The organism is Halobacillus sp. A1 (assembly GCF_024189295.1).
In the GTDB taxonomy this organism is placed as follows: domain Bacteria; phylum Bacillota; class Bacilli; order Bacillales; family Halobacillaceae; genus Halobacillus_A.
The window spans coordinates 146,307-171,758 of sequence record NZ_JAIZEN010000005.1 but is presented as its reverse complement, the minus strand read 5'-3'; the positions used below and the strand labels follow the sequence as shown (position 1 = coordinate 171,758).

The window sequence follows — 25,452 nt, the reverse complement described above, 5'->3', positions numbered from 1 at the left end:
CTGGCGATATAAATATACCCTTGCTGAATATCATAAGCAAGGGTATATTATATTTTCTATTTTGAATTATACCATGTTTGAACATGGTCGATGACTTCATTTTGATTCAGGTCAGCTTGTTCTCCGCTGGTACGCTCTTTTACCTCAACTACCCCTTCAGAAGCGCGTTTACCAACTGTTATTCTGATTGGAATACCGAATAAATCACTGTCTGCAAATTTAACACCCGCACGCTCTTTTCGATCGTCATACAGAACTTCAATGCCTGCCGCTTGTAATTGCTCGTATAGTTGATCGGCCAATTCTTTTTGTTCCTCTTTTTTCGGGTTAAGAGACAAAAGATGAACCTGGTAGGGAGCAATATTAGCCGGCCAGGTAATCCCGCGTTCATCATTGTATTGCTCAACAATTGCTGCCAGAGTTCTAGACACTCCAATGCCATAAGAACCCATGACCATCGTTTGCGATTTACCTTGATCGTCTAAAAACGTTGCATTCATGTTTTCTGCATAGAACCTGCCCAACTTAAATACGTGTCCTACTTCTATTCCACGAGCGAACTTTATTTGACCATTACCATCTGGAGATGGGTCGCCTTCCTTTATGAAACGTAAATCAGCATACTCTTTCACATGAAAATCTCTGTCTGGGTTGACATTTGTGTAATGAAAGCCTGCTTCATTTGCCCCGCAGGTCACATTTACGAGCGGTTCGACTGCAAAATCCGCGATGACGTCGACACTATCCGGCGCGTTGACTGGTCCTAAGGAGCCGAAACCAGCTCCCATTAATGAATGAGTATCCTCTTCTGTTGCTAAATCTACGATATCAGCGTCATAAAGGTTCTTGAGTTTAATATCATTCACTTCATGGTCTCCGCGGGTCACCACTAATACAAACTGATCGTCTACCTTGAACATGATAGACTTCAAACCTTCAGCCAGGCTATGACCTAGAAAATCAGCTACCTCCTGCATCGTTTTTTGATCGGGAGTCGCGACTTTTTCCAGCTCTTCAGGTTCTTCATCAGAAGGCGGAGACTGAGTGATAACAGGTGCCATTTCTACATTTGCTGCATAATCAGAAGTATCAGAGTAAGCAATGACGTCTTCGCCGACTTCTGATAACACCATAAATTCATGCGTATCTTTACCGCCCATTTGTCCTGAATCGGCGATCACAGCACGGAAATCAAGACCACAGCGGGTAAAGACATTCGAATAAGCGGTAAACATTTTCTCATAGCTTTCATTCAGGCTTTCAAATGATTCATTAAATGAATAAGCATCCTTCATTAAAAATTCGCGTCCTCTGAGCAGGCCGAAACGAGGACGCTTCTCATCACGAAATTTATTTTGAATTTGATACACCATGAGAGGAAGTCGTTTGTAGCTTTTGATAGAGTCACGGACAAGACTTGTAATTACTTCCTCATGGGTGGCACCCAGGGCAAACTCGCGTTCATGACGGTCATGCAATCGCATCAACTCTGCTCCATATGTATTCCACCGGCCGCTTTCCTGCCAAAGTTCAGCAGGCTGCAGCGCAGACATCAGCATTTCATGTGCTCCTGCTTTATCCATTTCTTCTCGGACGATTTCTTCAACTTTACGTAACACTCTTTTTCCTAAAGGTAAAAAGCTGTACACTCCTGAAGCAATCTGTCTAATATATCCAGCTCTTACGAGGAGCTGATGACTTTTGATTTCTGCATCTGCAGGGTTTTCTTTTAACGTATGGACAAGCATTTGGCTTTGTTTCATTATTTCCACCTCTAATTTCTATTGAATTAGCTATTCTATCCATCAAGATTAGAAACGCACGGGGGGCCGCCTCCATTGGAGATCCAGCAAATCAATTGCTTTTTTGGGGTCTGAAAAGCGAGTAGTTTCCCAGTCACTATTGACTCTCATTGCGGCAACGAGACCACATTATCTTGAAGTTAAGTCTTCAACCACCATGACATATCGACAAATCACTTTTTATGAAAAGTCAATTTACATAGTTTTTAAATTAAAAAGGAGCCAGAAGCAAGTGTGAGAGCTACCGTCCCACACTGCTCCCCGCTCAAAGTTTATAGGAATAACCTTTGAATATCATTCCAAGTAACGACTAACATGAGTAGCATCAGCAAAGCGAAGCCGATAAAATGAACAATTCCTTCTTTTTGCGGATCTATTGGTTTTCCACGTAATCCTTCTAAGCCTACAAACAATAGACGTCCACCATCCAAAGCAGGAAGCGGAAGCAGGTTGACGATCCCTAAGTTTACACTTAAAATCGCTGTCCACATCATAAAGTTGGTGAAGCCTGTTTGTACAACCTGGTCGGTAGCATCATAAATACCGACTGGACCAGAAAGCATATCCAGTGAGAATTGACCGGTAACAAGCATGCTTAAGTTCGTTAAAATCAGTGTACCCCACTCATACGTCTGAGTAAAACCGAATGTCAACTTTTTAACGAATGAATCCTCGAACGCACGAGCTACCCCGACCTGTCCAATCTCCATGTCGCCTTCTTGTAATAATTTTGGAGTGACATTCAATTCCTCGGTCTGACCATCACGCTGCACAGTAAGACTTACTTCTTCTTCAGGGTATTCTCTAACAATCGTTGTAAACTCTTCCCACGTATCAACTGGTTCCCCGTTTACTGCGGATACCCGATCCCCGTTTTGAAGTCCTGCTTCCTCAGCAGGGGAATCCTGCTGAACCTCACCGATCAAGGCTTCATCAGCGGGAACACCTTGTATGAAACCGAGAATCATGAACAAGATGACTGCCAACACAAAATTCATCAACGGTCCCGCAAATAATTGCATAGCACGTTGAGGAACGGATTTCGATGCGAACTGACGATCATAAGGAGCAATCTGCGTTTCCTTCTCATCTAACACGAACATTGCTTTTGGATCGACTTCAAAATATAACTTCTCATCTTCATCGATTTCGTAACCTTCGATAATCAAACGGTGGTCCAAGTCAGCTCTTTCGACTTCAATCACGCGTGCATGAGGGTGTTTAGACTTATTATTCACAATGATGCGATTCACTTTACCAGACTCATTGAATTCAAGTCCAATATGATGACCTGCTTTCAATTCAATGATTTCAGGGTCCTCTCCAGCTACTCTCACATAGCCGCCAATAGGCAATAACCTAATGGTATAGAGGGTTTCGTTTCTAGTAAAAGCGAATATTTTCGGACCGAAACCAATCGCGAATTCTCGAGCGAGCATGCCGGCTCTTTTAGCAAAAATGAGATGCCCCCACTCATGCACAAACACTAATAATCCGAACATGAGTATAAATGCAATCACTGTAGTCAAATGAAGCACCTTCCTTTATTTTAAATGGCTGCGGACTTGTTCTCTTGTCCTCTTATCTATAGATAATATGGTTGATAAGTCAGGGCTATGAATAACTTGATGCTTAGAGAGCTCTTTTTCAATCAAGTACTCGATATCCAAGAAATCAATGCAGCCTTCTAGAAACAGCTGAACCGCTTCTTCGTTCGCTGCGTTCAAGACAGTCGTCATTGATCCCCCCTCCCGTCCGGCTTCATAAGCCATCCGAAGACAAGGGAACCTTTCAAAATCCATTTTTTCAAAATGTAGAGCAGCTATGTGTTCCAGGTTGAGCTGTTCAGTAATTGGAAGCTCCATCCGATCCGGATATGTGAGCGCATACTGGATAGGGACTTTCATGTCTGGGGTCCCAAGCTGAGCCATGACACTGCGGTCTACAAATTCAACCATGGAGTGAATGACGCTTTCCCTATGAAGAATAACATGTATTTGGTCATATGGTATACCAAAGAGCCAGTGGGCTTCTATGACTTCCAGACCTTTATTCATCATGGAAGCTGAATCTATGGTGATTTTCGCTCCCATACTCCAGTTTGGGTGGTTCAAGGCGTCTTCGACCGTAACTCCTTTTAATTGATCTCTCGTTTTATCACGAAAGCTGCCTCCAGAGGCCGTAATCAACAGCTTACTAATATCTTTGCTGCTTTCCCCATTTAAAGATTGGTAGATGGCAGAATGCTCACTGTCCACCGGTAATAGTTCAACATCATGCTTACGCGCGGCATCCATGACTAGATGCCCGGCTGTTACTAATGTCTCCTTATTCGCGATCGCGATGGATTTCTTAGCCTCGATTGCTTTTAAAGTAGCTGGAAGCCCTATACTTCCCATCACAGCATTTACAACTACATCTACAGAATCGGCAACACTTGCTTCAATTAAACCTCCACTTCCAGAGAAAATTCTAGAGTGGTTCACTTCTTTTTCAAGTTTATCTTTCGTCATTTCATCCTGTACGACAATAATGGCAGGGTTGAACTCTTCTATCAAAGGCAGAGCCTTGTCAATATTTTTTCCGAAAGCCATAGCATATAGTGAAAATTCATCTTTATGCAGGCGTAACACTTCTATTGTCTGCAACCCGATAGAGCCGGTAGCTCCTAACAATGAAACTTGTTTCATACTCCATCCCCCTTGACTACACCTGTATAAACCCGATCAAATGTAAAATCGGCAGCATAAAAATTAAACTATCAAAACGGTCCAGTACACCGCCGTGACCAGGTAAAATCTTTCCGGAATCTTTCACTGCGTAATGGCGTTTGAACGCGGACTCCACTAAATCACCGATTTGACCAGCCATGGAAATGAGGATCGTAACTAGCAGGACGACGATCATGGAAGGGTGTACCGGCTCAACCAGTTGAAAGACGAATGCAACGACACAAGCTAGTAATATGCCTCCAACTGATCCCTCTATTGTTTTCTTAGGACTTATCTGCGGCCAAAGTTTATGCTTGCCAAATGCTCTTCCAAATATATAAGCACCTGTATCTGTAGCCCACACTACGAACAAAGCATAAAATATATACTCTAAATCGTGGGCTCTCGTTTCAATCAAATAATAGAAACCCATCCCTACATAAATTGCCGAAATGATAAGAAAACCTGCATCATCAAATGTAAAGCGGTTTTTAACTAGTACCGTATAGCTCAACAATAATAACACGGCTAAAAGCGTTATTTCAGATTTTGTGATGGGTAATTCATAACCTCCGAACATATCCTGTTTGTACATTAAAGACCACATCAGTAACATCGTGATCCCTGATGCGATAGAATATCTGGCTATTTTTTTCATTCGCATAAGTTCAAAAATACCTATACTCGCAATTAAATATACAAAAAGTTGAAAGGGTAAGCCACCCAGCATCACAATCGGCAGAAAAATTAATGCTGCGACTATTGCTGTAATTGTTCTTTGTTTCATTATACATCCACACCTTATATCCCGCCGTATCGACGCTTCCTATTTTGATAATCGTAGAGAGCCTTTTCAAACAAAGCTTCATCAAAATCCGGCCAATATACTTCTGTGAACCAAAATTCTGAATAAGCGAGCTGCCATAACAAAAAGTTGCTCAGCCTTTGTTCACCACTCGTACGAATAAGCAGATCTGGCTCTAACAAATCCGAAGTATAAAGATGGGAAGAAAACATCTCTTCCGTAACTTCTGAAGCTGAGATTTCTCCAGTTTCGACTTTTGCGGCAATCTCTTTGACCGCATTCACCATTTCATAACGACTTCCATAATTCAATGCAAAATTTAGTATGAGCCCATCATTCTCAGACGTTCGTTCGATCGCTTCTTCTATAGCATTTCTTGTATGAGGAGGAAGCAGACTTACATCCCCTATCGTTTGAACCTGGACATTTCTTTCGATTAGCTCTGGAAGATATGTACCTAGGAAATCTACAGGAAGCTTCATAAGAAACTCTACTTCGTTTTTTGGCCGTTTCCAATTTTCAGTAGAGAACGCATAAAGAGTAAGTGCCTGCACCCCTAAATCTGAGGCATGCCTCACAATTTTTTTCACGACACCCATACCTTCTTTATGACCGGCTATCCTGGGCATCCCTCTATTTTTAGCCCAACGGCCATTTCCATCCATAATGATGGCTACATGCTTTGGAATATGGTCGTAATCTAACCCCGGGGGTCTATTTATAGTTTGTACTTTACTTTTAGTAAATGGAATCTTGATTTGCATCGTAAATCCTCCAGTTATATGGCTCCACTATATTATTATATACTATTATCCTACAACATGCCGCCATTCACTTAAAGAGGATAACGTGAGAAAAGCAGAAAGGGGGCTTGATGTACGAGAGAAGACTTTAATACAACAGAAGTCAAAGATACATTCAAGCTTATTACATTACGAGCGGCAAAACAAAAGCCGCACTGCCATACAGCAACAGTGCGGCTTAATCCTCATAAGGAATATTAAATAAAAGGCTGTTTTAATAAACGATTTTAAACTTCCATCATTTCCGCTTCTTTGGCTTTGGCGAGCTTGTCCACTTCAGCGATGTTTTGGTCCGTCACTTTTTGTACATCTTCTTGTGAAGAACGAAGATCATCCTCTGTAAGTTCTCCGTCTTTTTGAAGTTTTTTCAGTTGATCGTTAGATTCTCTGCGAATGTTACGAACTTGAACTTTAGCTTCTTCTGCATATTTCCCGACAACTTTCACAAGATCCTTGCGTCGTTCTTCTGTAAGTGAAGGAATATTGATTCTGACAATATTTCCATCACTTGATGGAGACAAACCAAGGTCAGCCTTTTGGATAGCTTTTTCAATTTCAGAAATAGCTGATTTATCATACGGTGTAATAACAAGCATGCGCGGCTCCGGAGCAGACACCTGAGCCAGCTGGTTCAACGGAGTTGCTGCACCGTAATAATCGACGTACACACTATCTAGTAGTGATGGGTTTGCTCTACCTGCTCTAACTGTTGCTAATTGACGTGAAAAAGCTTGAACGGCTTGTTCCATTTGCTGCTTTGTTTCGTTGATAATTGAATCTGACATGTTTATTTCCCCCTTACGATTGTTCCGATGTTTTCGCCCATAACAGCCTTCTTAATATTACCTTCTTCTGTAATAGAGAATACCAGTAAATCAATATCGTTGTCCATACATAATGATGAGGCAGTTGAATCCATGACTCCAAGACCCTCGTTAAGAACTTCCATGTAGGAAACTTTATCATACTTTTTAGCATCTTCATTCAATTTAGGATCATCACTGTAAACACCATCTACATTGTTCTTCGCCATCAGTATGACATCAGCTTCTATCTCAGCAGCTCTTAATGCTGCAGTAGTATCCGTTGAGAAGTAAGGATTCCCTGTACCTGCTGCGAAAATAACGACGCGCTTCTTCTCAAGATGGCGGATGGCTTTTCTTCTAATATAAGGTTCCGCTACCTGCCTCATTTCAATTGAAGTCTGGACGCGTGTCGGAATGCCGATATTTTCAAGGCTGTCCTGAAGAGCTAATGAATTCATGACAGTGGCAAGCATGCCCATATAGTCAGCATTGGCTCGGTCCATTCCCATTTCACTGCCTACTTTTCCACGCCAAATGTTTCCACCGCCTACAACTACGGCGATTTCCACTCCAAGCTCTGCAACTTCCTTCACCTGTTTAGTGATCGATTGAATGACACGAGGTTCGATTCCATATCCATTGGTCCCGCTGAGAGCTTCCCCGCTTAGTTTTAAAACAATACGTCGATAGTGTGCTGTAGTCATAGAAACCTCCATTTATTCCCTGTTTTAATACGAAAGCTACCCATTTTATGAATTATCTATGTAGCTTATCTTTGCAATATCATTGTTTTAAAATAGGGAACACTACGTGTCCCCTACGTTATTCTCTATTATTTTTTAACCTGGCTCATGACTTCATCAGCAAAGTTTTCTTCGCGTTTTTGCATACCTTCGCCTACTTCAAAGCGAACGAAACCATTCACTTCACCGCCAGCGGAAGCTACATATTGTTTTACTTTTTGATCCGGGTCTTTAACAAAGCTTTGTTCAAGCAGGCAAATTTCTTCAAAGAATTTGTTAAGACGGCCTTCTACCATTTTCTCAACGATATTCTCAGGCTTACCTTCATTCAATGCTTGTGTTTTAAGCGTTTCACGCTCAGTATTCACTTCTTCTTCAGGAATTTCATTGCGGGATACATAACGTGGATTGACTGCAGCTACGTGCATAGCTACATCTTTAGCAGCAGCTTCATCTGTAGAACCTTCAAGTACAGTCAATACGCCGATGCGTCCGCCCATGTGAGTATATGCACCGAATGCATCCTTATCCGTTTTCTCTTTAATGACAAAACGGCGAAGTGAGATCTTCTCTCCAATTTTTGCTACAACGTCTGTGATATATTCATTTAGAGTATTTCCTTCTCCGTGAAGCTTTTGCTCAAGTGCTTCTTCAACAGTAGCAGGTTTTTGACTCACTAAGTGCTTACCAAGTTCCTGAAGCAAGTTCTTGAACTGATCGTTTTTTGTTACGAAGTCAGTTTCACAGTTCACTTCAAACAGCACAGCGGCATTTCCTTCCACTACGATGTGAGCAGAACCTTCCGCTGCAATACGGTCAGCTTTTTTCTGAGCCTTGGAAATACCTTTTTCACGTAGCCATTCAAGAGCTTTTTCCATATCTCCATCAGTTTCTGTAAGTGCTTTTTTACAATCCATCATACCAGCACCGGTCTTTTCACGAAGTTCTTTTACCATCTTTGCATTAATAGCCATTGTATTGCCTCCTTATTAATCAAACATTCATATCATAGCTTTAAAAAAGGTGATAAAAGGTATACCCCCTTATCACCTCTTGACACGATAATTACTCTTCGACAGCTTCTGCTTCTGCTTCTTCTGCCACTTCTGTTTCTTCACCTTGTTTTGATTCTAAAACAGCGTCAGCCATTTTAGCAGTCAACAATTTAACGGCACGAATAGCGTCATCGTTTGCTGGGATGACATAATCGATTTCATCCGGGTCACAGTTTGTATCAACAATACCGACAACCGGGATATTTAATTTATGAGCTTCTGCAATAGCAATGCGCTCTTTACGAGGGTCAATGACAAACATTGCGTCAGGAATTGAAGTCATTTCTTTGATTCCGCCCAGGAATTTAACTAGACGATCTTTTTCTTTAAGCAGGTCAACTACTTCTTTTTTAGGAAGTACGTCGAACGTTCCGTCTTCTTCCATGCGCTCGATGTCTTTTAGACGGTTAACACGCTTACGGATTGTTTGGAAGTTAGTCAACGTTCCACCTAACCAGCGTTGGTTGATATAGTACATTCCACAGCGGACTGCTTCATCACGTACAGTATCTTGTGCTTGTTTTTTCGTACCTACGAAAAGAATGTTTCCGCCGTCAGCAGCTACCTCTTTCACATAGTTATACGCTTCATCCACCTTTTTAACGGTTTTCTGAAGGTCGATGATATAGATCCCGTTACGCTCTGTGAAGATGTATTTCTTCATCTTCGGGTTCCAGCGACGAGTTTGGTGTCCGAAATGAACACCAGCTTCTAAAAGCTGTTTCATAGAAATTACAGACATTTAAATTTCCTCCTGTTGTGGTTTTATTAGTATCCTCCACCTTCATCATCTTTCCATCTCAACTCTATTTAACTAGAGCAACCTGAGTGGAAATTAAAAGGTGTGTGTATTGACACCGTCAGTAAATATACCACAATCCCTCTCCTCAATCAAGTAGTGACCCTAATTTTTTTCCTGGAACTTAAGGATTAATTGAGCTTCTGTTTTTCCTATATTTAATTCTTTTGCGATAAGCTCGATAGGAACACCCCTATTGTACCTTGAGATCACTTGAGAGGAACGGGAAGGCCTATATAATTCTTCTGTTTCCATCGGTTCTGGCGGATGATAGTCTTCCCTTTCATAAGCAGTTTCATGTTCACGAAATACAGTCTCTGTTTTCACAGGTTGGACCAGCTTTCCTTCCAGCCTTTTATTTTCTTCTTTTAACTCTAGTAAATAGGAGGAAAACAAGTCTTCGATCTCTGCAGCAACTTCTTTCTGCCTTAACTCCAGTTCTTCCGTCTTTTTCATTTTAGTGAAAAGAGTCATCAGCCCGAGGACGATAACGCCATCAATGATAAACCCAATAATCAATAGAAAATAGATCATTTGTCACCCCACATGGTCTAATTCATTCTTTTGTAACAATAGCTCTTCATTCAGCTGACCGTCTCCATTAACGAATTACGCAGTTTAAAGATAGCTTTCGCATGTATTTGTGAAATCCGGGAAGTTGTAAGTTCCATGATTTCCCCAATTTCAGTAAGTGTCAGTTCTTCTGTATAAAACAAACTTACTACTAACTGTTCTTTTTCATTCAATTGTTTGATTTGATCGGTTAACTCCTGGTAATTCTCTTGATTCACTATATTATCAGCGGGGGAAATCGTCTCCTGGTCAGGTATGGAATAACCGATCCCCTCTTTATGATCGCTTTTACCTTCTTTCGGTTTTTCTTCCATAGATAAGACATTAGCGAATAGGGAGTCTTTCATAACTTCTTCGACCTCGGATGGACTCATCCTTAATTCTTTTGCAATCTCTTCGGAAGTAGGTGGACGCTGAAGCTGCTGCTCCAGAATTTCAGCTGCACCATCGATTTTTTTTGATTTATCTCGTACTGATCTCGGCAGCCAATCCTCTTTCCTTAACCCATCAATTATAGATCCTCTTATTCTAAAAGAAGCATATGTATCAAACTTCAAGTCCCGTGACATGTCAAATTTCCGCAAAGCATCATACAATCCGAGCAATCCTAAACTCCTGACGTCCTCTTTGCTTACACTTTTAGGTAAATGAGCAGAAATTCTTTGCACGTGGAAGCTCACTAAGTAATCGTACATCCGCACTAATTCATTAGCTGCCTCGCTGTCTTTCTCATTTGCCCATTTGTTCCATAGCTCTAGTTGTTCTGAAGATAGAGAGCCACTCATCGAATTCCTCCTCTTCTTGTAATCAACCAATTTATTCCTGTTCATTTAACAGCGTACGGACTTTTTCTGTCGTCTCTTTTATTGAATCCTTTTTTACCTGTTGCTTAACCTGATCAGCTCGGTTTATTTCATTTTTTCCAATGTTCTGCTTTTTCGGTTTCTTAACGATGAAATAACCGATCAGCCTAAATGCGTAAGCGATAAGGAAAAAAATGATGAAGTAGATCCCGCCCCTGAATAGAGACGTATCCCATGGATTAGCCGTTGTAGATAGTAGAAAAGTCAAAATAAAAGCTAGAGTTCCGCTGCTTACGTTCCACTTATGAGAGCCGATCATATCTTCTTTTCACCTTTATGTACGGTTCGTATATGCAAAAAATCGGTAAGTGGATCGAATTCAACCGTTCTGCCGTTATTACCACCTGTATCTTCAGCAGCAAGAGGAATCCCCATACTTTGTAATTTCTCTTTGACAGCTGTGACATTACGATCGCCTATACTCATCGTTCTGATAGCATTGTTAAACTGAAACATCTGCGCTCCTCCTGCAATTTTGGCTTTTAGACGAGCTAATTGGCTTCCTTTATCCAGCATTACTCTTACTAAGAGCTCAATAGCAGTATCTGCATATTTCGCCGGAAGGTTTTCGCCGCTTTTAGCAAATCTGGAGTTCGGAAGCATAATGTGGGCCATGGCTGCAATTGATTGCGAAGAGTCAATAAGTACGACCGCTACACAAGATCCTAAACCGGAAGTTCTCAATACACAGGGACCTTCCACAATCTTCAACTCAGCTATACCTACTTTTACGATGCCTGCTGTCTTACTCATAAAATACAACTGCAGAGGAAGCTATGAATAAACGAGATGCAGATGGTTTCTTGAAAAAGTCGAAATACATCCACTGAAGATGTTCAGGAAACAACTTTAACATGACCGTTCCTCCTCCATATGTGCCATATGATTACTGCGGCTATCATCCTTCCATGTCGTAAAGTTCTCTTACCTCACTAGAAGAAAGCACCCTGGATAAATTCAATAGAATTAATAGACGCTTATCAAGCTTTGCAACTCCGCTCACATATTCATCTTCCACAGCTCCTATAACTTGAGGTGGAGGTTCTATTGATTCCTCTTCAATATCAAGTACGTCATTAGCTGAATCTACTATTAGTCCGACATCCATTTCGTCAATGATTGTAATGATTATGCGAGTACTTTCTTCCATTTCATAGTTTTTCTGGGAGAATCTTTTTCTAAGGTCAAGAATCGGCGTAACTACACCTCGTAGATTAATGACCCCTTCCACAAATTCAGCAGTTCCGGGGACTCTCGTAATTGGCATGATCCGTTCTATGGATCCCACTTGATGCACAGGAATGGCATACTCTTCATTTTCCAACTGGAAAACGATCACCTTTATCGTCTTATCAGGTTCTTGAGTCATTACTTTACCTCCTTCTATAAATATAGAACGCGATTACTTGATCAAAGCATTAGAATCTAAAATTAAAGCAACTTGTCCATCTCCTAAAATTGTCGCCCCTGAAATAGCGAAAACGCCCGACAGATAACCTCCAAGGGACTTTAGAACGACTTCTTGCTGGCCTATGAACGAATCTACGACAAAACCCGCCATTTTATCGCCTTTCCTCGCAATTACAAGTGAATAGTAATCTCGATCTTCTAACTCAAGAGGAACGTTGAAGATGTCTTTCAAAAAAACAAGCGGAACTAATTTCCCTCGAAAATCTATGACTTCTTTATTATGTGCTCTAAGGATCTCCTCTTTTTTTACGATCGCTGTCTCTATAATTGATGATAAAGGAATGGCATACTTCTCTTTTTGAATTTCCACCAACATGACTGAGATGATGGATAAAGTCAGCGGGAGCTGAATTGAGAACATACTGCCTTTCCCTAATTCAGAGTCTATCGCTATATTTCCTCCTAAAGATTCAATTGTGTTCTTCACGACATCTAAACCAACCCCTCGACCAGAAACGTCAGAAATAATGTCTGCTGTTGAAAAACCACTAGCCATTATTAATTCGTACACTTCTTTGTCGGTCAGTTTTTCAGCCTGTTCCCTAGTAACTACCTGGTTCGATAAAGCTTTTCCCAAAACTTTTTCGCGGTCAATCCCCGCTCCGTCGTCTACTATTTCTATAAACACGTGATTTCCATTATGGTACGCTCTTAATTCGATATTCCCCTTAGCTTCTTTTCCTCGTGCTAACCTTTCTTCCGGGCGTTCTATACCATGATCGATGGCATTTCGTATTAAGTGGACGAGCGGGTCACCTATTTCATCAATGACGGTCCTATCAAGCTCCGTTTCTTCACCTATGATTCTTAAATCTATATTTTTGTTTAAATCCTTTGAAAGCTGTCGTACCATCCTCGGGAATCTATTGAACACTTGTTCGATTGGTACCATGCGCATATTCAGGATAATATTCTGCAAATCCCCCGAGACCCTGGTCATTCTTTCCACGGTATCATTCAATTCTAAATGATTAATCTCAGCAGCAATTTGCTCCAACCGCCCACGATCAATCACGAGTTCCTCAAATAGATTCATGAGAACATCTAGTCTGTCTATATTGACTCTGATCGTTTTATTGGCAGTCTGCTTTCCTTTATATCCTTTGTCTGCAATCTCTTGTTTTTCGTCTTCATTTATATTTTGTTTTTGTTCAATTTCAGGTTCTGAGTGAGATTCGTCTTTATCTATAGAATAGGTCGATACCTTCACCTGTTTGATTTCAGAAATTTTATTTATTCTTCCCGCAATTTCTTCCTCATCTTCTTCGGTAACAAAAAGTACTTTGAAGCTATGATCGAACTCTTCGTTTTCGAGTGTTTCTGCTGAAGGCTGGGATTTGACTACTTCTCCTATTTGTTCCAAAACGTCAAAAACCATATAGACACGTGCAGCTTTTAGAAGACAATCTTCATTTAAATAGACTTCCACTTGAAAATTGTTTAATCCCTGCTCTGCGGATTGCTCTAATACCGCTCTTGTAAATTCATCCAGCTGAATGTCATCAGAATTCCCACTATGATCTTCTTGCTCTTCACGGTCTTTAAGGACGTGACCAAGCTCAACTGCTTGCAGAAGATCGACTACACGACTAACATCACGAGCCCCGTTTCCTCCTTTGGAGATATCCAGTACCATGGCTTCTAGATCATCGACTGAGTCAAAAACAATGTCGAGCATATCAGAATCCACTTGAATCTGATCATTTCGAACGCCATCGAGTACGTTTTCCATCTTATGAGTAAGATTGGAAAGATCTTGATAACCCATCGTCGCGGACATGCCTTTCAACGTATGTGCTGACCTGAAAATCTCACCAACTATAGCAAGATCGTTCGGATTTTTTTCTAATTCCAACAGCTGATCATTTATGGATTGTAAATGTTCATTACTTTCATCAATGAAAATCTCTAAATATTGATTCGTGTCCATGATGCACCCTCCTGCCTGGAAATAGCTTGCATAATACTTTCACTTATTTTATTTACGGGCGCTACTTCATTAGCAAGTTTAGATTTGATTACAGCCTTAGGCATGCCAAATACAATAGAAGTTTCTTCTGATTCTGCAATGACATAGCATGAAGAATTTCGTTTTTTCATTTTAATTAAACCCTCTGTCCCATCCGCTCCCATTCCGGTCATCACTGCGGCAACGGTATGAAGATCTAAATGAGAGAGGGATTCAAAAAGGTGATTCACAGAAGGCCGATGCCCTATAATAGGGTCACTATTTTCAAGATGGACTTTATAAGTGCCTGCTTCATAGATGACTCCCATATGAAAATCGCCTGGAGCGATATATACAACACCATTCTCTAAGACTTCTGCATGAACTGCTTCTTTTACAATAGCCGATGAAATCCCGTTCAGCCTTTTTGCCAGAGAGCTTGTGAAGCGTGCCGGCATATGCTGGACAACCAATACCGGTACATTCAAATCTGCGGGTAATCCACCTATAACCTTTTGTAACGCACGCGGACCGCCAGTCGATGTTCCTATAGCTATAATCGAATCCTTATTATTCTTAATTTTAGTTGTTAACAAGGGGGGACAAGCTGGTGTGACAGTCGCAGTCATTTTTGATTTACTGACGGCAATCACTTTTCTTACAATCGAATGTTCAACTTTATGTATATCCAGTGAAATCGAACCAGACGGTTTAAGTACAAAATCGACGGCACCAAGTTCCATAGCTTTTATTGTGCTGTCTGCTCCCTTCGCCGTTAAACTGGAAACCATCACAACTGGAAGAGGGTTTTCTCTCATCAATATTTTCAAAGCTTCTAAGCCGTCCATTTTAGGCATCTCAATATCTAACGTCATAACATCCGGTTTTAGAGCTTCAGCTTTTGAAATCCCATCAGAACCATCCCTCGCTGTCCCTACTACTTCAATACGTATATCTGCGTTCAGAATCTCTGACAGCATTTTTCGCATGAAAGCTGAATCGTCTACAACCAAAACTTTAATTTTATGCATGAGTTCATTCACCTCTCTTGAACCAAACGCCTAAGCTTCTCCAAGAAGGATTCATTTTTTCTGGAGGGGATTTTCAAATATTGATTGACCAACTCATCCATAGACTTACTAGCCTTGCATTTAGGACTTTCAAGGGTAAAAGGAACTTGTTTCAGTACACTATCGAATACGTGCCGATCCTCTGGAATAGCTCCCAGAAGGTTTATTTTTTTGCCTAAAAATTTATTTGCTGCATTTTCCAGCCGTTCATATGTATGAATAGCTGACTGTTCATTCATAGCTCTGTTGGTGAGTACCTGCACTTCAACATCTGGATCTTCGCGCACTAAATGCTTAAGCAAGGAATAGGCATCCGTCAACGAAGTAGGTTCAGGAGTGGTCACAAGAATAACTTCCTCAGCAGCTATCATATGTTTGAGACTGTCAGGGGTCACACCGGCTCCCATATCAAAAAGAATGTAGTCAAAAGCTTTGGCTAATTGCTGGTACTCACTTTGAAAATAAGAAAATTTCTCATCGCCCATACTAAAAATACTGGCTAAACCTGACCCTCCGGCTATATAGGACACCGACAGTGGCCCTCTTTCAATAATGTCAAAGATTGTCATATGACTTTCGAACAAGTCTGTAAACGAGTATTTGGGCGTAACACCAAGCAGGATATCTATATTTCCCATTCCGATGTCTAAATCTATAATTAATACATTGTTTCCTTGCTTGATCAGTTTTAATGCGAAATTAATTGTGAGAGTCGACTTACCTACGCCTCCCTTACCGCTGGCGACGGCAATAGTTTTAGCTTCAGCCTTAACGGTTTGATGTTTTAAACGTCTCCTGAGACTGGCAGCTTGATCATTCATGAGGCAGACCTTCTGTTACCGATGCAATCAGCTGGCTGACATCCGCCTGAGAAATATCATCAGGTACGTCCTGACCGTAGGTTACATACGCAATTCCTATCTGGTTGTTAATCGACAGGCTGAGGGCTGCACCCACTTTAGCTGTTTCATCTTTTTTCGTAAAAATAAACTGGTGAATTGGTATTTTGTTGAACTGAAGGAATATTTCTTTCATGTCCTCATATTTTGACGCAAGAGAGAGAACTAAGTAGGTTTCCGTATCTTCATTGAACTGTAAAACCCTTTCAAGTTCTTGGATATAATGGGCCTCTCTAAAGTTTCTGCCTGCTGTATCGATCAATACGAGATCATACCTTGCGAATTTCTCCCGTGCACTCATATAATCCTCAAAATTATATGCGACCTCTAAAGGAATATTTAATAGTTTAGCGTACGTTCTCAATTGATCGATAGCAGCGATCCGGTAAGTATCAGTCGTTATGAATGCTACTTTTTGATTTCTATTCAATACAGCGTCTGCAGCTAGTTTAGCCAAAGTAGTGGTTTTCCCTACGCCTGTGGGGCCGACTAAGTGGACATACTTTTTAACAAAAGCCGGGCTTCCGACCGGTAGATGTGCAACTTTATTCTCAAAGTACTCCTTAATATTTAACTCAAGACTAGAAGCATCCAATCCTTCAGTCTCTTGTAAGCCTTCACCTTTTAAAGTACTTACGAGATCATCTACTATCTGACTGTCTATCTCTTGACTAATCAAATGAGCAGCCAGCTTATCCAGTATCGTTAAATCGTTCACTGACTGTTGCTGTATCATCGTTTTCAACTGTTTAAGCTCTCGCATAACTTCACTATCATTATGTGAAGGAACTTCTTTCTTTTTTATATCGATGGCTGGTTTTCGCTCGGAATCTGAAGTTACCGGCTGAACGGAGTCAATAGCAGCAATGACCTCAATATTCCGCTTTTTAAACATCCCAAGAAAGCCGCCCACTTTAATTTCTTTACTATTTAATATCACGGCATCCTGCCCTAGACTTTTCTTCACTTTTTTCACAGCCTCCGGCATCGTTGAAGCCTGGAATTTTTTAACCTTCATTAACCGTTCACCACCCCTACACTTTCTACTTCGACGTTTGGATCGAGCTCGTTATATGATAAAACAATGACCTGTGGAAAAAATCTTTCCACCAGTTGTTTTAGATACATTCTCACGGCTGGTGAGCAAAGCAGAATGGCATGTTCTTCTTGAAGAGATACTTGATCTACTTGTTCAGAAACGGCCTTTAAGATGGTTTGTTGTGAATCGGGATCCAAAGATAAGTAATTGCCATGTTCTGTTTGCTGAATATGATCTGCAATTAACTTTTCAACTTTACCTGATATCGTTATGACCCTCATGCTTTGGTCTTCCTTCTGATATTGGTTCGTAATTTGCGAAGCCAATGCCTGCCTGGCATATTCAGCCAGAAGATCCGAATCGTTTGTCATTTTCCCGAAGTCTGCGAGTGTCTCGAAAATTACGGGTAAATTTTTAATGGAGACATTTTCTTTTAGTAATTTCGCTAAAACTTTTTGCACATCACCGATAGAAAGCTGTTCAGGAGTGACTTCATCTACGAGAATCGGATAGGATTGCTTAAGGTGATCGATCAATTGCTGTGTTTCCTGGCGCCCTAAGAGTTTATGAGCGTTCCTCTTAATCACTTCTGTAATATGTGTGGAAACAACGGAAGGAGGATCAACTACCGTATATCCTGACAGTTCGGCTTCATCTTTAAGATCTTCTGTAATCCATTTAGCCGGTAACCCAAAAGCAGGTTCTGTCGTCTCGATCCCTTCAATTTCTCCATCATCCATTCCAGGACTCATCGTTAAATATTGATCGAGGAGCAGTTCTCCTTTTGCCACTTGCTCCCCTTTTATTTTTAATCGGTATTCGTTAGGCCCCAATTGTATGTTGTCTCGAATTCTCACAACAGGAATCACTATTCCGAGCTCTATCGCCAGCTGACGACGGATCATGACAATACGGTCAAGCAAGTCGCCTCCTTGACTAGTATCAGCTATGGGAATCAAAGCATAGCCGAATTCAAATTCTACCGGGTCCATACTGATTAGATTAACTACATTTTCAGGAGACTTCATTTGATCGCTTTGAGCTTCATCCTCTTCCTCCGGTTCTTCATGTTCTGGCTCTTGACTTTCTCTAGATAACCAGAACCCTCCGAATATAAGAACAGAAGCTATTAAAGTGGTTAAGAAAAACGGAATAGGTGTAAGGCCGAGTAGAAATATCGTACCGCCCGCTATATAAAGTAACTTAGGGTATCTTAACAGCTGGCTTGTCACATCTGAACCAAGGTTTCCTTGTGAAGCAACTCTAGTGACAACTATCCCTGTAGCAGTTGAAATAAGCAGTGCCGGAATCTGACTGACAAGTCCGTCCCCTACCGTCAGCCTCATATATGTATCAATAGCTTCATTAAAAGACATTCCCATCTGAGCCATACCGATGATCAGTCCAAAAATGATATTCATAAGAACGATAATGATGCCGGCGATCGCATCACCTTTAACAAACTTACTTGCGCCATCCATCGCACCATAAAAATCCGCTTCATTTTCAATTTTTTCTCTTCTGTCTTTTGCCTGGTGCTCATTTATCATACCAGCGTTCAAATCTGCATCTATGCTCATTTGCTTCCCGGGCATAGCATCAAGAGTAAAACGAGCGGCGACTTCCGACACCCTTTCGGCTCCTTTTGTAATCACTAGAAACTGAATAATGACAAGAATTATGAATACAACAAAACCGACTAGAGGATTTCCGCCGATTACAAAAGTACCGAAAGTTTCTACTACTCCTCCTGCGTCAGCTTCAGATAATATCGATCTTGTGGTCGACACATTCAATCCAAGACGGAACAAAGTCAACAACAATAATAATGTAGGGAAAACAGCAAATTGTAACGCTTCTTCCATATTCATAGATACTAATATGACGATAAGAGCTAAAGTAATGTTGATTAAAATTAAAAAGCTAAGAAGCCACCCAGGAAGTGGTATAACAAGCATAATGATAATTAATATTACGCCTAATAATACGGATAAATCTCTTGCTGACATTTGGGTCACTCCTTGAGTACTACACTTTTTTCTCCAGTCGATACACGTAAGCTAATATTTCAGCTACCGCTTTAAAAAATTGTTCATCTATCGGTCGATCTAATTCTGAACTCTGATACAGAGCTCGTGCCAATGGGCGGTTTTCAACCATCATCACTTCGTTAGCTTTTGCTACCTCTTTGATCTTTTGAGCGACAAAATCCACGCCTTTTGCTACGACGATAGGCGCGTCCGACACCTTCTCATCGTATTTGACCGCAATGGCAAAGTGAGTGGGGTTCGTAATGACGACATCTGCGTCTGGAACTTCACTCATCATTCTGGCTGCGGACATTTGACGCTGCTTCTCTTTGATTTTTGATTTAATTAACGGGTCACCCTCGATGTTTTTATGCTCATCTTTCAAATCTTTTTTGGACATCCTGATATTTTTCTCGTGATCATATCGTTGATAGACATAATCCAATGTGGAAAGCATCAGGAGAGCTAAACCCGATGCCAGACCCATGATAATTGTTATGTTTCCAAAAAACACGAGAGCATCTTCAACAGATTTCTGAGACATAAGCATCATCTGGTCTTTATTGACCCAAATGATCGCAAATGTGATCAAACCTACAATTGAGATCTTCAATAATGATTTAATAAGCTCAACGATCGCTCTTGCCGAAAAGATTCTTTTGGCCCCTTTGATCGGATCCATTTTTTTTAAGTCGAACTTCATAGGCTCTCCAGTGAATAAAATCCCGATTTGAACCAGGTTTGAGGCAATACCGGCAACGATCGCTATCCCCATGATGGGAGCAAGAATTTTTGCCATTTCTACGGTTATTTCCAGGAAGACGGCAGCTGTACTTTCTGTTGTAAGCTCCCAGTGAATGTACTCCTGAAAGGTTTTACTGTACATCTCTGTTAACGACACCTGCATCTGACCGCCAAATAAATATAATCCGCCAAAAACCATTAAGAGTAAAAAACCTGTGTTAACATCCTGACTTTTAGGAACTTGACCTTTTTTCCTGGAATCGCCACGTTTCTTAGGGGTAGCTTTTTCTGTTTTTTCATCGGCCGCAAAAAATTGCAGATCCAGTTTCATGTAACTCACGGTTCGTCTCCTCCAAACAGCTGCATCAGCCCCTGCATCGTTTCTAACATCAATTCAAATAGATTTTGGATAAGCATGATATAAAACGTCATGGCAATTACTAGTACAAACAATGCTACAAAGATTTTCAAAGGCAGCCCTACTACAAATACGTTAAGCTGCGGGACCGTCCGAGCGATAATCCCTAAAGCGACATCGACCAGAAACAGACATCCGACTATAGGAACAGCCATTAAAAAAGCGATGACAAACATTTGGTTGAATGAATCCACGACGTAGAGAATCCACGACTCTTCCTGCAGGGGGATGAGCCTGTCCAAAGGGATCAATTCATAACTGTAGAAGATACCGTCCAGCATGAGATGATGGCCGTTAACAGCTAGTATGAAAAGCAGAGTGATAATGTACATATATTGACCGATCAAAGGGCTCTGTGCTCCGGTTTGAGGATCGATCACGTTCGCTATGGCAAAACCCATCTGGAAATCTATCAGCCCTCCAGCAATTTGAATCGCTGCTAAAATAATATAAGCTAATAAACCAACGGAAATTCCTACAGCCGCTTCTTTGAATAGGAGTAAAAAGTAATTCTCATCCACTGCCAAGTCTGGAATATCAACTGTAAAGTACATTAACGCCGCTAAGAAAAAGCTGAATCCAACCTTGTGCTGGGTAGGAAGATTACGATATGAAAAGATCGGCAGTGTAACGAAAAATGAAGTGACCCTTACGAATATAAGTAAAAATGCTGGAAGATTTATTGCACTTATGTAATCGAGCATCTCTATCCGACCAGCATGTTCAAGTTTTCAAAAACATTGGCTGTAAACTGCACCATAATTGTCAACATCCATGGGCCGAAAAAAATCATTCCTATTAGAACGGCAACGATTTTTGGAATGAACGCTAATGTTTGCTCTTGAATCTGTGTCGTAGCCTGAAAAATACTGACCAATAAACCGACCGCTAAAGCTAATATCAGCAAGGGACCTGAAATCAGCAGAACAGTATATATACCTTCTTTGGCGAACTCCAGGACTAATTCAGTTGTCATTTATGTAACCTCCTTCACCCATTTAGAAGCCTTCCAATAATGATTTTGAAATTAAATACCATCCATCAACTAAAACAAACAGCAATATTTTAAATGGTAATGAAATCATCACCGGAGGGAGCATCATCATCCCCATCGACATCAATACACTTGCAACTGCCATATCAATGACGAGAAAAGGAACAAAAATCATGAATCCCATTTGAAAGGCTGTTTTCAATTCGCTGATCGCAAAGGCTGGTACAAGGGTTGTCATCGGGACATCCTGTATAGTTTCAGGCTGGTCCATTTCGGAATACCCCATGAACAAAGCCAAATCTTTCTGCCTTGTATGCTTAGCCATGAAATCTTTCATTGGGATACTCGCTTCTTCATAAGCCTCATCTAACGTGATTTCCTCATTAAATAAAGGAGTCAGCGCTTGATCGTTGACCTCCTGAAATGTAGGAGCCATGATGAAAAAGGTCATAAATAAAGCGATACCTATGAGCACTTGATTAGGCGGCATTTGCTGAGTAGCCAGTGATGTCCTTACGAACGAAAGAACGATAAGTATTCTTGTAAAGCTCGTCATAAGAATCAAAATACCAGGAGCAAGCGATAAAACAGTTAATAAAAGCAAAAGGCGGACAGACGTTGCTACGTCTTCAGGATCTGAACCGGAAAAGATATCAACAAATTCACTCATGATTGATCATCCTTCCTATTCATCGATTTCCGCCTATTCTCTTTCATTTCATTCAGCTGCTTTTCAAATAATTGCTGGAACTGAACGGTAGATGATTTCCCGCTTTGGTTTTGGTTAGATTTCGCTCTATTTTTCAGAAATTCTCCGAACCCTTTTTGAATGATATCCGGATGTTCCTCCTGCTTTACGAGGGTATCCTTCGTCGCTTGATCTGTGATCTCTGTAATCAGATTGATAGAATCACCAACACCGACTACGTAAATTTCGTTTCCGATACGTACGGCTTGCAGAGATCTGTTAGGTGCAAGGGTAACTCCTCCCAATGTTTCCATCGTTCGATTTTTTTGGAACATTTTACTTCGTTTGTTGAAAAACTTTAGTAAACCATAAATAAGTGCTAGTACTAAAAGTAAAGCAAAAATTAATTTAATGATATTCCAAATCATAGAGGGGTTCTCTTCTGAGTCAGCTGAAGGTATCTCTTGCCCAGGCGATTCCACTCCACTTTCATCAGAACCACATCCCTGCATCTCAGGGTTCTCGGCACAATCAGTAACTGACGGACTTGCTGACACAATAGACCCGAAAGATAAAATGATTGCCCCGGCCATAAATAACAGTGCTGTACTTTGAATCGTTCTTCGCATCATTTAAATCCCTACTCTTTAGTTTAGTGCTTTTTGTATTGCTTCAATGACTCGCTCTGCTTGAAACGGTTTGACGATAAAATCTTTAGCTCCTGCTTGAATCGCATCTACAACCATAGCTTGCTGTCCCATTGCCGAGCACATGATGACCTTCGCGTTAGGGTTGACCGCTTTGATTTCTTTTAATGCTGTAATTCCATCCATTTCAGGCATAGTTATATCCATTGTGACTAAATCAGGATTTTGTTCCTTATACATTTCCACAGCTTTTTGACCATCTTCCGCTTCCCCTGCAATTTCATACCCGTTTTTTGTCAAAATATCCTTAACCATCATTCTCATGAATGCTGCATCATCAACAATCAGAATTCTTTCTCCCATTCCAATCTCCTCCTTAAGCTCTATCTAAGTTTTTTCAATCTATCTTTCTTACTTAATATATCCGTCACGCGAACTCCGAAGTTCTCATCAATTACGACAACTTCCCCTTTAGCCATTAGCTTCTCATTGACATGGATATCTACAGGTTCACCAGCTAATTTGTCTAATTCAACGACAGAGCCTGATGTCAATTCTAAAATTTCTTTAATTGTCCGTTTCGTGCGGCCTAATTCAACCGTGACTTTTAATGGAATATCCATGAGCATGTCCAAATTATGCTGTTCATTTGTATTCAACTGCACATGTTCGAAATCGGAAAATTGAGCATTCTGAACGTTTGAATTGTTCAATCCCTGGCCGCCGGCACCACCTAACAGCTCTGGCTCTTTTTCAAGCTTGTCTTTTTCCTGTTCATTTGAATTTATCGGTTCCTCAACCTCCGGCTCAGCAACTTTCTCCTCTAGGGACGGCATTGGATCATCTTCTGGAGGATTTAGCAGTTCATCCACTAGACATCTGGCAAAAGGGATCGATAGCAGCTGCATAATATTCGAGTCTATCAATGAGCCTACTCTCAACTTGAATGAAACCTTTATTAACACTTCATCTTCAGGGATTTGTTCAGTACCCTTGTTTTCTACTAAATTCAATACATTAATCGTCGGAGGTGTGATATCGATTTTTTTGTTAAATACTGTGGATAAGCTTGTGGCAGCAGAACCCATCATTTGGTTCATCGCTTCCTGTACAGCACTTAAGTGGATATCATTCAATTCCTCTATGGGCGATTGACCATCCCCGCCCAGCATGAGATCTGCGATAACAGCAGCATCATTACTTTTTATAACTAACAGGTTTTCCCCTGAAAAACCGTCCGTGTAGTTTACATTTACGGCCACATGCGGCTTAGGAAATTCATCGGTTAACTGGGAGCGTTTGATAGTTGATATGGACGGAGTCGTAATTTCAACCTTTTGATTCAGTAAAGAGGACAAGGCAGTTGCTGAACTTCCAAACGAAATATTCCCGATTTCGCCTAAAGCATCTTCTTCTAGTGTAGAAATATATTTTTCTACTTCAGAGGATTCTGCACTATTTTCTTTTTTTTCATCTTCTCCACCGCCGTTAAGCAGTGCATCTATTTCATCTTGCGAAAGCATGTCGTCACTCATCATAGTCTGAACCCCCTTGATACTCACTTAATACTTGAACAGCCAGCTTATTTTTGATTTTTCCTGGCTGAATCTGGAACTTTTCTTCTTCATCAACCCGAAGGCTCATCGGCTCATCAATCAATTGATCCAGTCTAATAACGTCACCTTCATTAAGCCTCAGAAACTCTTCGATCGACATATCAGCTTCACCTAGAACCGCACTGACATCAACTTCCGCCAGTTTCAACGTATTTGACAAAGCTTTGTACTCCTCAGGGTCACTTTCCTTTTGCTGCTGGTTCTGCATCCAATAATGAACAGACAGTTTAGGGATGATAGGCTCCAACACCACATGAGGGATACAAATGTTGATCATTCCACTGGCTTCCCCTATCGACGTATTTAATGATACGACAACGACAGTTTCATTCGGGGAAACCATTTGCAGAAACTGAGGATTCACTTCCATTTCTTCTAAAATCGGTTCAATTTCAACAATTGAACCCCAGGCTTCCTGATAATTTCCTAGTGAGTTCTCAAAAATCTGTGTCAATATCGTAGTTTCAATTTCTGTCAGATTCTGAACCTTGTTGACGCCGCTTCCTCTTCCTCCTAAAACGCGATCCATCATGGCGTAAGCAATCTGCGGATTAGTCTCCATGAGAATACGTCCCTCTAGAGGAGGTACTTTGAATATATTTAAAATAGTCATTGTCGGTATGGACCGGATGAATTCCTCATATGGTAATTGATCGACAGATGCGACAGTTATGTTCACGTAAGTTCTTAACTGGGCTGAAAAATAAGTAGTCAATAACCTGGCGAAGTTTTCATGAATTCTAGATAAGCTGCGTATTTGATCTTTCGAGAACCTTAAAGCCCTCTTAAAGTCATACACTTTCACTTTTTTCTCTTTTTCTTCTATTTTTAACTCCTCTGCATCCATTTCTCCCGTGGACAGTGCGGATAGCAAGGAGTCGATTTCTGATTGTGATAATACCTCTTCTGCCAAAATCTCACCTCCACCT

27 protein-coding genes are annotated in these 25,452 nt (G+C 40.9%); all 27 read right to left on the bottom strand.

The window, feature by feature from the left end; translation table 11 throughout:
* Window positions 1-56: 56 nt before the first annotated feature.
* Window positions 57-1,763 (bottom strand): proline--tRNA ligase, encoded by a 1,707-nt coding sequence (locus LF817_RS07685; protein ID WP_253935210.1) that lies wholly within the window; start codon window positions 1,761-1,763, stop codon window positions 57-59.
* A gap of 311 nt (window positions 1,764-2,074) precedes the next feature.
* Window positions 2,075-3,331 carry an RIP metalloprotease RseP gene (gene rseP, locus LF817_RS07680; RefSeq protein ID WP_253935209.1) on the bottom strand — a complete coding sequence of 419 codons (1,257 nt, stop codon included), beginning with the start codon at window positions 3,329-3,331 and terminating at the stop codon, window positions 2,075-2,077.
* 15 nt (window positions 3,332-3,346) lie between these two features.
* Window positions 3,347-4,492 (bottom strand): 1-deoxy-D-xylulose-5-phosphate reductoisomerase, encoded by a 1,146-nt coding sequence (gene dxr, locus LF817_RS07675; protein ID WP_253935208.1) that lies wholly within the window; start codon window positions 4,490-4,492, stop codon window positions 3,347-3,349.
* A gap of 16 nt (window positions 4,493-4,508) precedes the next feature.
* Window positions 4,509-5,300, bottom strand: coding sequence for a phosphatidate cytidylyltransferase (locus tag LF817_RS07670; RefSeq protein ID WP_253935207.1), 792 nt, complete (start codon window positions 5,298-5,300; stop codon window positions 4,509-4,511).
* A gap of 14 nt (window positions 5,301-5,314) precedes the next feature.
* A complete protein-coding gene (locus LF817_RS07665; protein ID WP_253935206.1) occupies window positions 5,315-6,082 on the bottom strand; it encodes an undecaprenyl pyrophosphate synthase in 768 nt (255 codons plus the stop codon).
* 266 nt (window positions 6,083-6,348) lie between these two features.
* Window positions 6,349-6,906 carry a ribosome recycling factor gene (gene frr / locus LF817_RS07660; protein WP_253935205.1) on the bottom strand — a complete coding sequence of 186 codons (558 nt, stop codon included), beginning with the start codon at window positions 6,904-6,906 and terminating at the stop codon, window positions 6,349-6,351.
* 2 nt (window positions 6,907-6,908) lie between these two features.
* Window positions 6,909-7,631: a UMP kinase gene (pyrH, locus tag LF817_RS07655; RefSeq protein ID WP_253935204.1), complete on the bottom strand. Its 723-nt coding sequence runs from the start codon at window positions 7,629-7,631 to the stop codon at window positions 6,909-6,911.
* Between the two features lie 128 nt (window positions 7,632-7,759).
* Window positions 7,760-8,644: a translation elongation factor Ts gene (gene tsf / locus LF817_RS07650; protein ID WP_253935203.1), complete on the bottom strand. Its 885-nt coding sequence runs from the start codon at window positions 8,642-8,644 to the stop codon at window positions 7,760-7,762.
* 91 nt (window positions 8,645-8,735) lie between these two features.
* Window positions 8,736-9,467: a 30S ribosomal protein S2 gene (gene rpsB / locus LF817_RS07645; protein WP_253935202.1), complete on the bottom strand. Its 732-nt coding sequence runs from the start codon at window positions 9,465-9,467 to the stop codon at window positions 8,736-8,738.
* A 162-nt stretch (window positions 9,468-9,629) separates the two neighbouring features.
* Window positions 9,630-10,058, bottom strand: coding sequence for a hypothetical protein (locus tag LF817_RS07640; protein WP_253935201.1), 429 nt, complete (start codon window positions 10,056-10,058; stop codon window positions 9,630-9,632).
* A 50-nt stretch (window positions 10,059-10,108) separates the two neighbouring features.
* On the bottom strand, window positions 10,109-10,882 hold the full coding sequence (locus LF817_RS07635; RefSeq protein WP_253935200.1) for a FliA/WhiG family RNA polymerase sigma factor: 774 nt from the start codon (window positions 10,880-10,882) through the stop codon (window positions 10,109-10,111).
* 31 nt (window positions 10,883-10,913) lie between these two features.
* Complete coding sequence (locus LF817_RS07630) at window positions 10,914-11,219, bottom strand: hypothetical protein (protein WP_253935199.1); 306 nt, start codon at window positions 11,217-11,219, stop codon at window positions 10,914-10,916.
* Window positions 11,216-11,713 carry a chemotaxis protein CheD gene (locus LF817_RS07625; protein WP_253935198.1) on the bottom strand — a complete coding sequence of 166 codons (498 nt, stop codon included), beginning with the start codon at window positions 11,711-11,713 and terminating at the stop codon, window positions 11,216-11,218. The genes LF817_RS07630 and LF817_RS07625 overlap by 4 nt, the downstream gene beginning before the upstream one ends.
* Window positions 11,714-11,858: 145 nt before the next feature.
* Complete coding sequence (locus LF817_RS07620; protein ID WP_253935197.1) at window positions 11,859-12,329, bottom strand: chemotaxis protein CheW; 471 nt, start codon at window positions 12,327-12,329, stop codon at window positions 11,859-11,861.
* 33 nt (window positions 12,330-12,362) lie between these two features.
* The gene (locus tag LF817_RS07615) at window positions 12,363-14,360 is read right to left on the bottom strand and encodes a chemotaxis protein CheA (RefSeq protein WP_253935196.1); all 1,998 of its coding nucleotides are present in this window, start codon (window positions 14,358-14,360) and stop codon (window positions 12,363-12,365) included.
* Entirely contained in the window at window positions 14,339-15,409 is a 1,071-nt protein-coding gene (locus LF817_RS07610) for a protein-glutamate methylesterase/protein-glutamine glutaminase (RefSeq protein ID WP_253935195.1), read from the bottom strand. Before LF817_RS07610 ends, LF817_RS07615 begins: the two co-directional genes overlap by 22 nt.
* An 8-nt stretch (window positions 15,410-15,417) precedes the next feature.
* Window positions 15,418-16,269 (bottom strand): MinD/ParA family protein, encoded by an 852-nt coding sequence (locus LF817_RS07605; RefSeq protein WP_253935194.1) that lies wholly within the window; start codon window positions 16,267-16,269, stop codon window positions 15,418-15,420.
* Window positions 16,262-17,365 (bottom strand): flagellar biosynthesis GTPase FlhF, encoded by a 1,104-nt coding sequence (gene flhF / locus LF817_RS07600; RefSeq protein ID WP_253935193.1) that lies wholly within the window; start codon window positions 17,363-17,365, stop codon window positions 16,262-16,264. Before flhF ends, LF817_RS07605 begins: the two co-directional genes overlap by 8 nt.
* Window positions 17,365-19,395: a flagellar biosynthesis protein FlhA gene (gene flhA, locus LF817_RS07595; protein WP_253935192.1), complete on the bottom strand. Its 2,031-nt coding sequence runs from the start codon at window positions 19,393-19,395 to the stop codon at window positions 17,365-17,367. The genes flhF and flhA overlap by 1 nt, the downstream gene beginning before the upstream one ends.
* A 19-nt stretch (window positions 19,396-19,414) precedes the next feature.
* Window positions 19,415-20,500: a flagellar biosynthesis protein FlhB gene (gene flhB / locus LF817_RS07590; RefSeq protein ID WP_253935191.1), complete on the bottom strand. Its 1,086-nt coding sequence runs from the start codon at window positions 20,498-20,500 to the stop codon at window positions 19,415-19,417.
* Window positions 20,497-21,282, bottom strand: a complete 786-nt coding sequence (gene fliR, locus LF817_RS07585; protein ID WP_253935190.1) for a flagellar biosynthetic protein FliR — start codon at window positions 21,280-21,282, stop codon at window positions 20,497-20,499. Before fliR ends, flhB begins: the two co-directional genes overlap by 4 nt.
* 2 nt (window positions 21,283-21,284) lie before the next feature.
* Window positions 21,285-21,554: a flagellar biosynthesis protein FliQ gene (gene fliQ / locus LF817_RS07580; RefSeq protein ID WP_253935189.1), complete on the bottom strand. Its 270-nt coding sequence runs from the start codon at window positions 21,552-21,554 to the stop codon at window positions 21,285-21,287.
* A gap of 22 nt (window positions 21,555-21,576) precedes the next feature.
* A complete protein-coding gene (gene fliP / locus LF817_RS07575) occupies window positions 21,577-22,242 on the bottom strand; it encodes a flagellar type III secretion system pore protein FliP (protein WP_253935188.1) in 666 nt (221 codons plus the stop codon).
* Window positions 22,239-22,892 (bottom strand): flagellar biosynthetic protein FliO, encoded by a 654-nt coding sequence (locus tag LF817_RS07570; RefSeq protein ID WP_253935187.1) that lies wholly within the window; start codon window positions 22,890-22,892, stop codon window positions 22,239-22,241. Before LF817_RS07570 ends, fliP begins: the two co-directional genes overlap by 4 nt.
* A 15-nt stretch (window positions 22,893-22,907) precedes the next feature.
* A complete protein-coding gene (locus LF817_RS07565) occupies window positions 22,908-23,270 on the bottom strand; it encodes a response regulator (protein WP_253935186.1) in 363 nt (120 codons plus the stop codon).
* Window positions 23,271-23,290: 20 nt separating this feature from the next.
* Complete coding sequence (fliY, locus tag LF817_RS07560) at window positions 23,291-24,445, bottom strand: flagellar motor switch phosphatase FliY (protein WP_253935185.1); 1,155 nt, start codon at window positions 24,443-24,445, stop codon at window positions 23,291-23,293.
* A complete protein-coding gene (fliM, locus tag LF817_RS07555; RefSeq protein WP_253935184.1) occupies window positions 24,435-25,436 on the bottom strand; it encodes a flagellar motor switch protein FliM in 1,002 nt (333 codons plus the stop codon). The genes fliY and fliM overlap by 11 nt, the downstream gene beginning before the upstream one ends.
* Between the last annotated feature and the right edge of the window lie 16 nt (window positions 25,437-25,452).